The following is a 13,519-nucleotide window of genomic DNA, read 5'->3' on the forward strand; positions in this document are numbered from 1 at the left end:
GGTGCCGATCAGCGCGGCTGCAGTCCGTCGCGCACTTTGCGGAAGCGCGGAAAGGCCTCCGCCCACTGCTCCTTCGGTGACGAACCGATCACCCGCATCGCCACATTGGCGCTGCCGAAGCGCAGCCATTGCACCACGGTCACCGGCGTATTGTCCTTGCCGCTGACGCCGGTGATCCGGGTCTCGAATCCCTGGGCGCCGTCGATCCGCATCGGCTCCGACATGGTGATCTTGCCGTCGCGTAGTCCGGGAATCGCTTCGGCGGCCTGCTGGGCGAAGCGGGCGCGGTCGTCGGTCTTTTCAGGCACCGAGCCGATCAACCCCAGCACCATGAACGGTCCGGTCTCGACCGCCTCCTCGTTGCCGTCGGTCAGCAGCAGCGCGACGCCGGGCGCCAGCGTCCGCACCGTCTTGAAATCTCCGAGCTCGCGGACCTTGAACGGCATCTGGGCGATCTGCTCGTCGGCCGGCACCTGCTGGCGGACCGAGACCGATGCCAGCATCTTCTTGACCGCCTCGTCCGAATACGTCTCGGATTTGACAGCGGCGACCTGCACCGCGACGTACCCGGAAAACAGCTTGCTGCCCGGCACGATCATCGAGTAGCGACGGACCTTGTCGGGGCCGATCACGGCGTCCTCGGCGGTGAAATAGCCGCTGCCGGCGGGAGTCTCGATCTTCTCCGGCTTGACGTTGCCGAGCGAGCCCTCGGGCGCCGCTTTGAACGCGGCATCGACCTTTTCGAAGGCCGGGCCCGGCAGCTCCGAGACCAGCACCTTGACGCCGTGGTCGTCGGATTCAAAGCCCAGGAAGGCATTGGATTGGGTCAGCCCTGGCATCGGCACGATGCCGACCCGGATGCCGCGTGGGTAGACCGTGTCGGCAGCCACCGCATGGGTCGCGGCGACCGACAGCAGGGCAATCGCAAACAGGCGCGCTATCTGTCTCATGGCGAGTGTCCTGAGGCCGCATTGAGGCCGTTGTTTGGTGGGGCATCGACCGCCGGGGCGCGGCAAATCGGTCGGTCGGCAACCTCGATGATGCGCTGCCGGCGCCGACCCCGCAAGCTGCACTGCAGCGCGCTAACGCGGTGTTTCGTAACGATTCGTAAAGCCCATGATTTCGTGATCGAAACACCGCAACGGTCCTTGCGGACCCGACCCCCCCTCCTATATCAGGCTCACCGCCGCCAAATCGCGAGCAATTGAATTTTCTTGGGGGTTTGGACCGGTGCGCCGTCAGGGCCCGTCCAACTCGCCGCAAAAAGAAGGATGTGAACACCATGGGAAAGGTCATTGGTATCGACCTTGGCACCACGAATTCGTGCGTCGCCGTAATGGATGGTAAGTCTGCCAAAGTCATCGAGAACGCCGAGGGTATGCGCACCACCCCGTCGATCGTCGCGATCACCGACGACGGCGAGCGTCTGGTCGGCCAGCCGGCGAAGCGTCAGGCGGTCACCAATCCCGAGCGCACCTTCTTCGCGGTGAAGCGCCTGATCGGCCGCCGCTACGACGACCCGATGGTCGAAAAGGACAAGGGCCTCGTCCCCTACAAGATCGTCAAGGCCTCGAACGGCGACGCTTGGGTCGAAGCCGACGGCAAGACCTATTCGCCTTCGCAGGTCTCGGCCTTCATTCTGCAGAAGATGAAGGAGACCGCGGAAGCCCATCTCGGCCAGAAGGTCGATCAGGCCGTCATCACCGTTCCGGCGTACTTCAACGACGCCCAGCGCCAGGCCACCAAGGACGCCGGCAAGATCGCCGGTCTCGAAGTGCTGCGCATCATCAACGAGCCGACCGCGGCCGCGCTGGCCTACGGTCTCGACAAGGCCAAGACCGGCACCATCGCGGTGTACGACCTCGGCGGCGGCACTTTCGACGTCTCGATCCTGGAGATCGGCGACGGCGTGTTCGAGGTGAAGTCGACCAACGGCGACACTTTCCTCGGCGGTGAAGACTTCGACATGCGTCTGGTCAACTACCTCGCCGACGAATTCCAGAAGGAGCAGGGCATCGACCTGCGCAAGGACAAGCTTGCGCTGCAGCGCCTGAAGGAAGCCGCCGAAAAGGCCAAGATTGAGCTGTCGTCGACGACGCAGACCGAGATCAACCTGCCGTTCATCACTGCGGACCAGTCCGGTCCGAAGCATCTGACCATGAAGCTGACCCGCGCCAAGTTCGAAGCGCTGGTCGACGATCTGGTGCAGAAGACCATCGAGCCGTGCCGCAAGGCGCTGAAGGATGCCGGCCTCACCGCCGGTGAGATCAGCGAAGTGGTGCTGGTCGGCGGCATGACCCGCATGCCGAAGGTCCAGGAGGTGGTGAAGCAGTTGTTCGGCAAGGAGCCGCACAAGGGCGTCAACCCGGACGAAGTCGTGGCGATCGGCGCGGCGATTCAGGCCGGCGTGCTGCAGGGCGATGTCAAGGACGTGCTGCTGCTCGACGTCACCCCGCTGTCGCTGGGCATCGAGACGCTGGGTGGCGTGTTCACCCGCATCATAGATCGCAACACCACGATCCCGACCAAGAAGAGCCAGGTGTTCTCGACCGCCGAAGACAATCAGAACGCGGTCACCATCCGGGTCTTCCAGGGCGAGCGTGAAATGGCGGCCGACAACAAGATGCTCGGTCAGTTCGACCTGATGGGCATTCCGCCGGCACCGCGCGGCATGCCGCAGATCGAGGTGACGTTCGACATCGACGCCAACGGCATCGTCAACGTCTCGGCCAAGGACAAGGCGACCGGCAAGGAGCAGCAGATCCGCATCCAGGCTTCTGGCGGTCTGTCCGACTCCGAGATCGACAAGATGGTCAAGGACGCCGAAGCCAACGCGGCCGAGGACAAGAAGCGCCGCGAGGCGGTCGACGCCAAGAACCACGCCGACGCGCTGGTGCACTCCACCGAGAAGGCTCTGGCCGAGCACGGTTCGAAGATCGACGAAGGCGAGCGCCGCAGCATCGAGGACGCGCTCAGCGATCTGCGTGAAGCGCTGAAGGGCGATGATGCCGAGGCAATCAAGGCCAAGAGCAACACCCTTGCGCAGGCTTCGATGAAGCTCGGCGAAGCGATGTACAAGCAGGCCGAAGCCGGCGGCGGCGCTCAGCAGGCCGGCAAGGACGACGTGGTCGACGCGGAATTCACCGAAGTCGACGACGACAAGAAGAAGTCGGCGTAAGTCACCTCCGACGGAGACTTCGCGACGAGGACCATGCCCCCATCTGACGAACGCCATCCGCGGTCATCAGGTGGGGGTTGTCTTGTAAGGCGTGCCGATCCCGGTTCGGGGCTGGTCGCCGGCCGTGGCGGGCGCTCCCTCGGATCGTCTTTCACCGGCATGAAAGCTGCACGAGCCCGGCGCTGAACGGGTCGAATTCCAGCAGGTTTGACGGATGTCCACCACCAAGCGTTGCTACTACGAAACCCTCGAAGTCGAGCGCAACGCCGACGATTCGACGCTGAAAAGCGCTTTTCGTAAGCTCGCGATGAAATGGCACCCGGACCGCAATCCGGGCGATCCGCAGTGCGAGATCAAGTTCAAAGAGATCAACGAAGCCTACGAAGTGCTCAAGGACGGTGATAAGCGCGCCGCCTACGACCGCTACGGACACGCCGCCTTCGAGCAGGGCGGCTTCGGCGGCGGCGCCGGCTTCGGTACGGGGTTCGCCTCCTCGTTCTCCGACATCTTCGAAGATCTGTTCGGCATGGCCTCCCAGCGCGGCCGTGGCACCGGGCGCGAGCGCGGTGCCGACCTGCGCTACAATATGGAGATCACGCTCGAGGATGCCTTCAAGGGCAAGACCGCGCAGATCGAAATTCCGGTCTCGGTGACCTGCGAGGCTTGCTCCGGCACCGGCGCCAAGGCCGGCACCAAACCGAAGACCTGCTCGACCTGCGGCGGCGCCGGCCGGGTTCGCCAGGCCCAGGGCTTCTTCACGCTCGAACGCACCTGCCCGAGCTGCCAGGGCCGCGGCCAGACCATCGAGGATCCCTGCCCGTCCTGCACCGGCTCCGGCCGGGTCACGCGGGAGCGGACGTTGTCGGTCAACATTCCGCAGGGCGTCGAAGACGGCACTCGGATCAGGCTCGCCGGGGAAGGCGAAGCCGGGTTGCGCGGCGGTCCGCCCGGCGATCTCTACATTTTCCTGTCGCTCGCCAATCACGCCATCTTCCAGCGCGATGGCGCCGATCTGCACTGTCGGGTGCCGATCTCGATGGTCACGGCGGCGCTCGGGGGCGAATTCGAAGTCCCGACCATCGACCGCGGCAAGACCAAGGTCAAAGTGCCGAGCGGCACTCAGACCGGGCGACGCTTCCGGATCGGCGGCAAGGGAATGCCTGTGCTGCGTTCCCGGCAGGTCGGCGACATGTACGTCCAGGTGGTGGTGGAAACCCCGCAGAACCTGACCAAGAAACAGCAAGAACTGCTGGCCGAGTTCGAAAAATTGTCGTCAGGTGAAACCCAGCCCGAAGCCGTGGGTTTCTTCTCCAAGGTCAAAGAATTCTTTGGCTCGCGTGCGAGCGCTCCCTGACGGTCGTCTAACTTGACCGCTTGGGAAGCGGCCTATACTTGTGGATGTAACAAAAATTTGACACTGGGCCGCGTTTTCCCGGTTGGTAGCTGAATGGCTTTGCAGTCGTCCGTTCGCGCGTTCAAGAAGCCGGCCCGTCCGCTCGACGACGAGGTCCGCTTTCTGCGCTCTTGGATCGAGAAGCCGTTGCGGATGGGTGCCGTGATGCCATCCGGCCGGCTGTTGGCCCGCACCATGGCGCGCTACGTCGATATCGATTCCAACGGCCCGGTGATCGAACTCGGACCGGGTACTGGGGCGATCACCAGCGCTCTGGTCGAGCATGGCGTCGACCAGAAGCGTCTGGTTCTGCTCGAATTCGATCCCGGGTTCTGCGCACTGCTGCGTGAGCGGTTTCCGCAGGCCAAGGTGGTGCAGGGCGACGCCTATCGGCTGCGCGACTCGCTGTGGGATGCGCTCGACGTGCCCGCCACTGCGGTCGTATCCGGGCTGCCGCTCGTCACCAAGCCGATGCTGACGCGGATGAAACTGATACGCGATGCCTTCAATCTGCTCGAACCCGGCGCGCCGTTCGTGCAGTTCACCTATTCGGTTGCGCCTCCGATTCCGAAATCACTGTCCGGCGTCGCCACCGAAGCCTCCGAGCGGATCTGGATGAATGTTCCGCCGGCGCGGGTTTGGGTTTACCGCAAGCGCTGAGCGCCGCGGGCAGCTCCGCTTCCTCTTACCCCTCCATTCCCTGACAGCATCCGGCGCTAGATCATTCCGGCGGCCTTGATCGAAGGCTTGCAGTGGGAGATACCGGGTCATGTCCGCGGTTAAGATCCTGATCATACCCGGCTCGTTGCGCACCGGCTCGCACAATGTGCGGCTGGCCGCCGCCGCTGCGCGCGAACTGGCGCGCGCCGACGTCGACGCGACGTGGCTGTCGCTCGCGGACTATCCGTTGCCGATCTACGATGCCGACCTCGAGGCAAAGTCCGGCGTGCCGAAGAACGCCGTCGGCCTGAAGCGGATGATCGGCGCGCACCATGGCGTGCTGATCGTCAGTCCCGAATATAATTCGGCGCCGCCGCCGCTGCTGAAAAATGCGATCGACTGGGTGTCGCGGGTCGCCGATCCGCACGAAGCCCCGGGGCAGGTATTTCGCGACCGCGCCTTCGCGCTCGCCGCTGCTTCCGAAGGCAAGCTCGGCGGCGCCCGCTGCCTCGCCGCGCTGCGGCTGATTCTGACCGGCTGCCGCGCACCGGTGATTCCCAATCAGCTCGCGCTGTCGTTCGCTCACATGGCCTATGACGACGACAGGCTCAAGCTCCCCGCCGACAGCGCTGCCCTGCAGGCGATGGTCCGGCAATTGATCGATTTCGCCCAGCAGATGATGAGGTAACGAGTTCATGACGACAGCCGACATCCCTGACCGCGACCGGCTGATCGTCGCGCTCGATCTGCCTGATCTGCGCGTTGCGGAGGCGATGGTCGACCGTCTCGGCGACAGCGTCACTTTCTACAAGATCGGCTATCAGCTCGCTTATGCGGGCGGGTTGCCGCTCGCCCGCGCGCTGGTCGGCGCTGGCAAGCAAGTGTTCGTCGATCTCAAGCTGCACGACATCGGCAACACCGTCGCACGCGGCGTCGAAAGCCTGAGCCATCTCGGCGCCAGCTTTCTCACGGTCCATGCCTATCCGCAGACCATGAAGGCCGCGGTGGAAGCGCGCGGCTCCTCAAAGGTCAAGATCCTCGCCGTCACGGTGCTGACTTCCTACGACGACCACGACCTCGCCGACGCCGGCTATCGGTTCGGCGTGCGGGATCTAGTCGAAGCGCGGGCGCGGCAGGCGCTGGCGATCGGCGTCGATGGTCTGGTGTGTTCATCGGAGGAAGCCGCCCATCTGCGCGGCATCGTCGGGCCTGAGATGGCGCTGGTTACGCCGGGGATTCGCCCCGCCGGCGCCGCGGCGGGCGACCAGAAGCGGATCATGACGCCGGCCAGGGCGATCGCCGCCGGCGCCAGCCATCTGGTGGTCGGCCGGCCAGTGCTGGAGGCGCCGGATCCCAAGGCCGCTGCGGATGCGATCGTCGCCGAGATCGCCGCTGCACGCGGATCATAACGAACTGCAAAGGGAGAGCTCAGAGATGCCGAAGGGTTATTGGGTGGGGCGGATCGATGTGCACGATCTCGACGGTTACCGCCGCGATTACGTCGCCCACAACGGCGCGGTGTTCGCCAAATACGGCGCCAAATTCCTGACCCGCGGCGGCACTTACGAGGCCAAGGAGGGACAGGCGCGGTCCCGCAACGTTGTGATCGAATTCAAGGACTACGAGACCGCGCTGGCCTGCTACAACTCGCCGGAGTATCAGGCGCTGATCAAGGCGCGGGCGCCATTCTCCGAGGGCGAGATCGTCGTCGTCGAGGGGTATGACGGTCCGCAGCCGTCCTGATCCCCACGGCGGAGCCGAGCTGTCCGCCCGTCTCCGAGTTGCCGCGCCACAGACCGGCCGCTATACGGCGGCGTTCAACACGAGGATGCTGAGCCGATGTCCGAGATGCGCCTGATCGTTGCCGGAGCCGGCGGCCGCATGGGCCGGGCGCTGACCCGTGCCATCAGCGAGACCGACGGCGTGGTGCTGACCGGCGCGCTCGAGTCGCCGAATTCCGAGCTGCTCGGCCAGGACGCCGGCACCCTCGCCGGCCTGTCCGCCAACGGTGTGCTGCTGTCGGCCGACCTGTGGTCGCTGTCGGCGAATGCCGACGGCATCGTCGATTTCACCGTGCCGCAGGCGACCATCGCCAATGTGGCGATCGCGGCGCAGCGCGGTATCGCCCATATCATCGGCACCACCGGACTGTCGGCTTCCGACAACGCGGTGATCCAGAGCGTCACCAATCGTGCCGTGGTGGTGAAGTCCGGCAATATGAGCCTCGGCGTCAATCTGCTGGCCGCCATCGCCAAGCGCGTGGCGCAGTCGCTCGATGACAGCTTCGACATCGAGATCGTCGAAATGCATCACCGCGCCAAGGTCGACGCGCCGTCCGGTACGGCGCTGCTGCTCGGCGAAGCGGTGGCGGCCGGCCGTAAGATCGACCTCGCCACTCACTCCGCGCGCGGCCGCGACGGCCTCACCGGCGCCCGCAAGCCCGGTGACATCGGTTTCGCGTCGCTGCGCGGCGGCACCGTGACCGGCGATCACACCGTGATCTTCGCCGGCGCCTCGGAGCGGATCGAACTCACCCACAAGGCCGAAGATCGCATGATCTTCGCTCACGGCGCGCTGACGGCGGCGCGCTGGGCCAAGGACAAGAAGCCAGGCTTGTACTCGATGGCCGATGTGCTCGGCCTCGGCGATATCTGAGGTCCGCGCCGATTAGTTGAGCCATCCTGAGGGGGCCGTTCGGCCCGCCCTCGGCAGCGCGCTGTGCTCAATTAATCCTAGCCGATCAGCGATTTGCCGGTCATCTCGGTCGGCTGCGGCAACTCCATCAGCTTGAGCAGCGTCGGGGCGAGATCGGAGAGCTGGCCGTCGGACAGCGGGCCGTCGTGGCCGACCAGCAGCACCGGCACCGGATTGGTGGTGTGCGCGGTGTGCGGCCCGCCGGTTTCCGGATCGCGCATCATTTCGCAATTGCCGTGGTCGGCCGTGACCAGCAGCGCGCCGCCGGCCTTGCGGATCGCCGCGACAATGCGGCCGAGCTGGGTGTCGACCGTCTCGACCGCCTTGATCGCCGCGGGCAGGCTGCCGGTATGGCCGACCATGTCCGGATTGGCGAAGTTGAGGACGATCAGGTCGTACTTGCCGGATTCGATTGCCGCGACGGCCTTATCGCCGAGCTCCGGCGCCGACATTTCCGGCTGCAGATCGTAGGTTGCGACCTTCGGCGACGGCACCATGATCCGGTCTTCGCCCGGATAAGGCACTTCCTCGCCGCCATTCAGGAAGTACGTGACGTGCGGATACTTCTCCGTCTCCGCCATCCGAAGCTGATGCAGGCCGGCGTCGGCGACCACTTGGCCGAGGCCATTCACCAAGCTTTGCGGCGGGAAAATCGTACCCATCAGCGCATCGAGCGCGGTCGAGTACTGTGTCATGCCGACGGCGGCTGCGATCTTCTTCGCCTGCTTGCGTGGGAAGCCGGCGAAAGCGGGGTCGAGCAAGGCGGCGAGGATTTCGCGCACCCGGTCGGCGCGGAAGTTGAAGCACAGCACGCCGTCGCCATCGCGGATGCCCTGATAATCGCCGACGACGGCCGGCACGATGAACTCGTCGTTCACCCCGGCCGCATAGCCGTCGGCGATCACTGCGTCTGCGTTCGCAAACCGCGGTCCGTCAGCGTCGGCGATCACCCCATAGGCCTTGGAGACGCGCTCCCAGCGGTTGTCGCGGTCCATCGCATAATAGCGGCCGCTGACGGTGGCGATCGGCACATTCGGCGGCAGGTCGGCGCGCAGCCGCACGATGTCGTCGACCGCGGATTTCGGCGGCGTATCGCGGCCGTCGGTGAAGGCGTGCAGCACCGTCGGCACGCCGGCCTTGGTCAAGATTTTGGCCAGGGCGCAGGCATGGTCCTGGTGCGAGTGCACGCCGCCGGGCGAGACCAGGCCCATCAGGTGGCAGGTGCCGCCGCTGGCGCGCAATTTTTCGATGAACGTCACCAAACCCGGCGCCCGCTCGATCTCGCCGCTGGCGATGGCGTCGCTGATCCGCGGCAGATCCTGCATCACCACGCGGCCGGCACCGATGTTGAGATGGCCGACCTCGGAGTTGCCCATCTGGCCGTTTGGCAGTCCGACCGATTTGCCGGACGTGCGCAGAAACGCATGCGGGCCGTTGCCCCACAGCGCGTCGAAGGTCGGCGTCTTGGCCTGCAGCACGGCGTTGTCGGCCGGGTCCTCGCGCCACCCCCAGCCATCGAGAATCACGAGCATCACGGGGCGACGGGACTGCATGGCAACGACTTTCCTGGATGTGGGGGACGCCTCAGCGCTCCCCACACCTATGGTCGCCACCCGCCCCCGTCAATCGGCCCTGCGGTTCACTCGCCCCCGAGTCGTCCCGCTTCCCAGCCGATCATCGCCTGCTTGCGCGTCAGGCCCCAGTGATAGCCGGTGAGCGCGCCGCCTTTGCCGAGCGCGCGATGGCACGGCACCACGAACGAGATCGGGTTCTTGCCGACCGCTGCGCCGACCGCGCGCGAGGCTTTCGGCAGGCTGATCTTGGCGGCGATGTCCGAGTAGCAAACCGCCTTGCCGAGGGGGATCTTCAGCAGCGTCTCCCACACCCGTACTTCAAAATCTGTGCCTATCAGCACCACCCGCAGCGGTTGCTCGGCGCGCCACTGTGCCGGATCGAAGATCCGCTGCGCCAGCGGCGCGGTGGTGTCCTGATCCGGCACGCAAACCGCGCGCGGCCAGCGCTGTTGCAGATCGACCAGCGCCGCCTGCTCCTCGCCGGGATCGGCGAAGGCGAGACCGGCGAGCCCGCGGTCGGACGCGATGATCACCGCGGTGCCGAACGGCGACGGATGGAAGCCGTAGCGCAGGCCGAGCCCGGCGCCGCCGGCCTTCCATTCACCTGGCGACATCGCCTCGTGGGTGACGAACAGATCGTGCAGCCGGCCCGGCCCGGACAATCCGGATTCCAGCGCGGCGTCGAGCACGCTGGCGGAATCGCGCAGCAGCGATTTGGCGTGGTCGAGCGTGAGCGCCTGCATGAACGCCTTCGGCGTCAGCCCGGCCCAGCGCCGGAACAGATGGTGCAGCTCGTCGGGCGTCAGGCCGGCGGCGTCGGCGATCGCCTCGATGGTCGGCTGCGCCTTCCATTTCTGCGAGATGAAGGCGATGGCGCGCCGCACGCAATCGTAATCGGCCAGCGCGGAATTGCGGGCGCCGGGTTTGACGAGCTGATGGTCGGCAAGGGCGAGGTTCATCATACCGCCGATGTTACCCGTCGCGGCGTCCGCCGCCACCCGATTCCTCGGTCGTCACGGCTGGTACAGCGGCCCGCGCCGGGCAGCGTCCAGCGCCGCCATCAATGCGTTGGCGAAGCTGGCCTTTTCCTCGGCACCGAGGAATCCGGCGATCGCCAGCCGGCGCCCTGAGGAGACCAGATACAGCCGCTCGATCCCGGCCTCGGGGTGGACGATCTTTTCCAGCCGCACCCAGAGCGGGTTCAGCACCCATTCGGCCACCTCGCCGCGCGCCGAGGTGCGACGGACCCGCAGTTCGTTGCAGGTCATCGAGATCTCCTCGCTGGCCCGGGCGCGGGCGAAGCTCACCCTGAACGCAATGGCCAGCGCCAGCACGTCCAACCCGAAGAATCCGAACACCGGCCACGCGCCCATCATCCAGAACGCCAGCCCGGCCGCGAAGCTCACGGTGCCGACCAGCCCGATCAGGATCAGAAATCCGTTGTGACTCAAGGCACGGTGCGGCTTCAGCCGCGCCGAAAACAGTTTCGGCTCTCTCGAATCCGGACCAAGATCAGGTTCTGTCGCCATAGCGGAATATTATACCTCACCCATGCCGAAAACCACCCGCCGCCCCGCCAAGCCGGCCGCCAGGACGCCTGCGACGCCCCCTGCCAAATCCGCCAAGCGCGCCATCACCGCCAAGCCGAAACCAGCGGCCAAGCCGGCGGCGCCTCGCCGCGGTAAGTCCCCGCGCCGCTGGAGTGCAGCCGAAGTGCACGAGGCGTTCAGCCGCTTCGCCGAGGCCAACCCGGAGCCGAAGGGCGAACTCGAACACCTCAACCCGTTCACGCTGCTGGTCGCGGTCGTGCTCTCGGCGCAGGCGACCGACGCCGGCGTCAACAAGGCGACGCGGCCATTGTTCGCGGTCGCCGACACGCCGCAGAAGATGCTGGCGCTCGGTGAGGACCGGCTGCGCGAGTACATCAAGACCATCGGGCTTTTTCGCACCAAGGCGAAGAACGTGATTGCGCTGTCGCAAAAACTGATCACCGACTTTGGCGGTGAGGTGCCGGACACCCGCGAGGCGCTCGAGACGCTGCCCGGCGCCGGCCGAAAGACCGCCAATGTGGTGCTGAACATGGCGTTCGGTCAGCCGACCATGGCGGTCGATACTCATGTATTCCGGGTTGGTAATCGCACCGGGCTGGCACCCGGCGAAACGCCGCTCGCGGTCGAGCTCGAACTCGAACGGGTGATCCCGGCCGAGTTCATGCAGCACGCCCATCACTGGCTGATCCTGCACGGCCGCTACACCTGCCTCGCGCGCAAGCCGCGCTGCGAGGTCTGCCTGATCGCCGATCTGTGCCGCTGGCCGGAGAAGACGGTGAGTTAGTTCGGACTGTCCTGTGTCCGGGCCCTATCCGTCATTGCGAGCGAAGCGAAGCAATCCAGAGGTCGCGAAGGGTGACCGGGATTGTTTCGTCGCTTTTCTCTTCGCAATAACGAGACCGCCGCCGAACTACTTCATCATCGCCTTCACTTCGTCGTGCAGCGATCGCCGGGCGGTGTCGTCGGCGTAGAACATGTGGCCGCCGGGATAGACGATGTACTTCACGCGTTTGTCCGCCAACGTCGGTGGTAACTGATCGAGGATCATCTGCGTGCCGTAATACGGCACGGCGAGGTCGAACAGGCCGCCGGTGACCAGCACCTGCAGGCTCGGGTCGACGCTGAGAATTTCACGAAGCTGCGTGGTCGATTCCAGCGGCTGGCGGCCGCGGCCGAAATCCCATTGTTCGGCGACCGAGTCGTTGAGCAGCTCGTAGGAGCCGTCGGGCTTCCAGTTCAGCGTGTTGCGGGTGAGATCGACCGCCGCACTGGTCAGCGGTGCGATCAGGGAATCCGCCGACGGATCGCCGAAATGCGCGCCGCTTGAATCCGGGAACGGATCGAGCCCCAGTCTGGCGCCGTCGAACCGCCCGGTGACACGCCCACGGTCGCGATCGAATTCGCGCTGGAATTCGCGGGTATCGAACCGGCCGGCGAGCCGCCGGCTCACGGTCTTGTCGATCCCGGTCAACGCGGCGACGCGGTCGGCCAGCCGCGTGGTGGCTTCCTTGTCGGCCTCGCCCTTGATCAGATCGGTGATGAATTCGCTGCGCGCGTAACTTTCGACGTCGGCGAGGTCGGCGCGGGTCACCTTGCCCTTCTGTTGCCGCGCCACCGCGGCCAGCGACGGCAGCCGGGCCGCATATTGCAGCAGGCTGCTGCCCGACAGGTCGCGGAAATCGAGTGCCGGTGACACCAGGATCAGGCCGTTGACGCCGATGCCCTGCTTGGTCTGCAGGTTGCGCACCACGCGCGGCCCACGGATGCCGCCATAGCTTTCGCCGGCGATGTATTTCGGCGAGGTCAGCCGGTCGTTCTTCTCCAGCCAGCGCCGGATCGCCAGCGCGATCGCCGAAATGTCGCCGTCGACCGAATAGAATTGCTTGCGCACCTCATCGCCGCTGGCAGCGAAACGGCTGTAGCCGGTGCCGACCGGATCGATGAACACCAGATCGGTGAAGTCCAGCCAGGTCTCGGCATTGGCCTGCAGCACCGGCGGCGAAGACGCCACCACGCTGTTGCCGATCGGCAGCCGCCACGGTCCGGCGGCGCCGAGCTGCAGCCAGGCCGAGGATGCGCCGGGTCCGCCGTTGAACAGGAAGGTCACCGGCCGGGTGCGTGCATCGGCGCCGTCGAGCTTGTAGGCGGTGATGGCGATATCGGCCTGCGGCTCGCCTTTGCCGTTGTACAGCCGGATCGATCCGGCTGTGGCGGTGAACGCCAGGGTACGGCCGGGCAGCACGAGGCTGTGCCTGGTGGTGACGTCGGGCGGCAGGCTGCTGAGCTCGGCGCGAGCCGGCGAGGCGTCGGCTTTGCCGGGAGCGGTCTCGGCCTGCTCCGAGCCGGGCTTGGCGCGGTCGGCATGCGGCGCCGCGCGCTGTTCCTGGGCGATTGCGGCGTTCAGGCCCAGCGGCGGCAGCGCGAGCGCCGCGATCAGCACAGCGGCGGGCACGGCGGAGCGGGTCGACAG

13 protein-coding genes are annotated in these 13,519 nt (G+C 66.0%); 8 read left to right on the forward strand and 5 right to left on the reverse strand.

Going from position 1 to position 13,519, the window contains the following annotated elements:
- Nucleotides 1-8 precede the first annotated feature (8 nt).
- The gene (locus tag DU475_RS07035; protein WP_013500136.1) at nucleotides 9-950 is read right to left on the reverse strand and encodes a hypothetical protein; all 942 of its coding nucleotides are present in this window, start codon (nucleotides 948-950) and stop codon (nucleotides 9-11) included.
- A gap of 332 nt (nucleotides 951-1,282) precedes the next feature.
- Here DU475_RS07035 and dnaK point away from each other — a divergent pair, with 332 nt between their 5' ends.
- The 7 genes from dnaK (at nucleotide 1,283) to dapB (ending at nucleotide 7,886) form a co-directional block, all read left to right on the forward strand.
- Nucleotides 1,283-3,178 (forward strand): molecular chaperone DnaK, encoded by a 1,896-nt coding sequence (gene dnaK, locus DU475_RS07040; RefSeq protein WP_013500135.1) that lies wholly within the window; start codon nucleotides 1,283-1,285, stop codon nucleotides 3,176-3,178.
- Nucleotides 3,179-3,392: 214 nt separating this feature from the next.
- A complete protein-coding gene (gene dnaJ / locus DU475_RS07045; RefSeq protein WP_013500134.1) occupies nucleotides 3,393-4,532 on the forward strand; it encodes a molecular chaperone DnaJ in 1,140 nt (379 codons plus the stop codon).
- Nucleotides 4,533-4,625: 93 nt separating this feature from the next.
- A complete protein-coding gene (locus DU475_RS07050; protein WP_013500133.1) occupies nucleotides 4,626-5,231 on the forward strand; it encodes a class I SAM-dependent methyltransferase in 606 nt (201 codons plus the stop codon).
- Between the two features lie 109 nt (nucleotides 5,232-5,340).
- On the forward strand, nucleotides 5,341-5,919 hold the full coding sequence (locus tag DU475_RS07055; protein WP_164631479.1) for an NADPH-dependent FMN reductase: 579 nt from the start codon (nucleotides 5,341-5,343) through the stop codon (nucleotides 5,917-5,919).
- A 7-nt stretch (nucleotides 5,920-5,926) separates the two neighbouring features.
- Entirely contained in the window at nucleotides 5,927-6,640 is a 714-nt protein-coding gene (gene pyrF, locus DU475_RS07060) for an orotidine-5'-phosphate decarboxylase (RefSeq protein ID WP_013500131.1), read from the forward strand.
- Nucleotides 6,641-6,665: 25 nt separating this feature from the next.
- A complete protein-coding gene (locus tag DU475_RS07065; RefSeq protein ID WP_013500130.1) occupies nucleotides 6,666-6,974 on the forward strand; it encodes a DUF1330 domain-containing protein in 309 nt (102 codons plus the stop codon).
- 96 nt (nucleotides 6,975-7,070) lie between these two features.
- A complete protein-coding gene (gene dapB, locus DU475_RS07070) occupies nucleotides 7,071-7,886 on the forward strand; it encodes a 4-hydroxy-tetrahydrodipicolinate reductase (protein WP_164631481.1) in 816 nt (271 codons plus the stop codon).
- A gap of 77 nt (nucleotides 7,887-7,963) precedes the next feature.
- Here the strand turns inward: dapB and gpmI are convergent, their stop codons facing one another.
- From gpmI to DU475_RS07085, 3 genes are all read right to left on the reverse strand, one after another.
- Nucleotides 7,964-9,478 carry a 2,3-bisphosphoglycerate-independent phosphoglycerate mutase gene (gpmI, locus tag DU475_RS07075; RefSeq protein ID WP_164631483.1) on the reverse strand — a complete coding sequence of 505 codons (1,515 nt, stop codon included), beginning with the start codon at nucleotides 9,476-9,478 and terminating at the stop codon, nucleotides 7,964-7,966.
- An 86-nt stretch (nucleotides 9,479-9,564) separates the two neighbouring features.
- The gene (locus tag DU475_RS07080; protein WP_164631492.1) at nucleotides 9,565-10,461 is read right to left on the reverse strand and encodes a methylated-DNA--[protein]-cysteine S-methyltransferase; all 897 of its coding nucleotides are present in this window, start codon (nucleotides 10,459-10,461) and stop codon (nucleotides 9,565-9,567) included.
- A 51-nt stretch (nucleotides 10,462-10,512) separates the two neighbouring features.
- Entirely contained in the window at nucleotides 10,513-11,028 is a 516-nt protein-coding gene (locus DU475_RS07085; protein WP_164631485.1) for a DUF2244 domain-containing protein, read from the reverse strand.
- A 22-nt stretch (nucleotides 11,029-11,050) separates the two neighbouring features.
- Between DU475_RS07085 and nth the strand changes: the two genes are divergently transcribed.
- Nucleotides 11,051-11,833, forward strand: a complete 783-nt coding sequence (gene nth, locus DU475_RS07090; protein ID WP_164631487.1) for an endonuclease III — start codon at nucleotides 11,051-11,053, stop codon at nucleotides 11,831-11,833.
- A gap of 126 nt (nucleotides 11,834-11,959) precedes the next feature.
- Here nth and DU475_RS07095 read toward each other — a convergent pair.
- Nucleotides 11,960-13,519, reverse strand: a 1,560-nt coding sequence (locus DU475_RS07095) for a S10 family peptidase (RefSeq protein ID WP_246700263.1), incomplete at its 5' end; no start/stop codon positions are given.

It is taken from the genome of Rhodopseudomonas sp. WA056 (genome assembly GCF_010906995.1).
Lineage (GTDB): Bacteria > Pseudomonadota > Alphaproteobacteria > Rhizobiales > Xanthobacteraceae > Rhodopseudomonas > Rhodopseudomonas palustris_G.

What these genes read in the sequence shown, in the direction of transcription:
- DU475_RS07035 (WP_013500136.1), bottom strand. Translation starts at nt 950, where the DNA reads ATGAGACAGATAGCGCGCCTGTTTGCGATTGCCCTGCTGTCGGTCGCC.
- dnaK (WP_013500135.1), top strand. Translation starts at nt 1,283, where the DNA reads ATGGGAAAGGTCATTGGTATCGACCTTGGCACCACGAATTCGTGCGTC.
- dnaJ (WP_013500134.1), top strand. Translation starts at nt 3,393, where the DNA reads ATGTCCACCACCAAGCGTTGCTACTACGAAACCCTCGAAGTCGAGCGC.
- DU475_RS07050 (WP_013500133.1), top strand. Translation starts at nt 4,626, where the DNA reads ATGGCTTTGCAGTCGTCCGTTCGCGCGTTCAAGAAGCCGGCCCGTCCG.
- DU475_RS07055 (WP_164631479.1), top strand. Translation starts at nt 5,341, where the DNA reads ATGTCCGCGGTTAAGATCCTGATCATACCCGGCTCGTTGCGCACCGGC.
- pyrF (WP_013500131.1), top strand. Translation starts at nt 5,927, where the DNA reads ATGACGACAGCCGACATCCCTGACCGCGACCGGCTGATCGTCGCGCTC.
- DU475_RS07065 (WP_013500130.1), top strand. Translation starts at nt 6,666, where the DNA reads ATGCCGAAGGGTTATTGGGTGGGGCGGATCGATGTGCACGATCTCGAC.
- dapB (WP_164631481.1), top strand. Translation starts at nt 7,071, where the DNA reads ATGTCCGAGATGCGCCTGATCGTTGCCGGAGCCGGCGGCCGCATGGGC.
- gpmI (WP_164631483.1), bottom strand. Translation starts at nt 9,478, where the DNA reads ATGCAGTCCCGTCGCCCCGTGATGCTCGTGATTCTCGATGGCTGGGGG.
- DU475_RS07080 (WP_164631492.1), bottom strand. Translation starts at nt 10,461, where the DNA reads ATGATGAACCTCGCCCTTGCCGACCATCAGCTCGTCAAACCCGGCGCC.
- DU475_RS07085 (WP_164631485.1), bottom strand. Translation starts at nt 11,028, where the DNA reads ATGGCGACAGAACCTGATCTTGGTCCGGATTCGAGAGAGCCGAAACTG.
- nth (WP_164631487.1), top strand. Translation starts at nt 11,051, where the DNA reads ATGCCGAAAACCACCCGCCGCCCCGCCAAGCCGGCCGCCAGGACGCCT.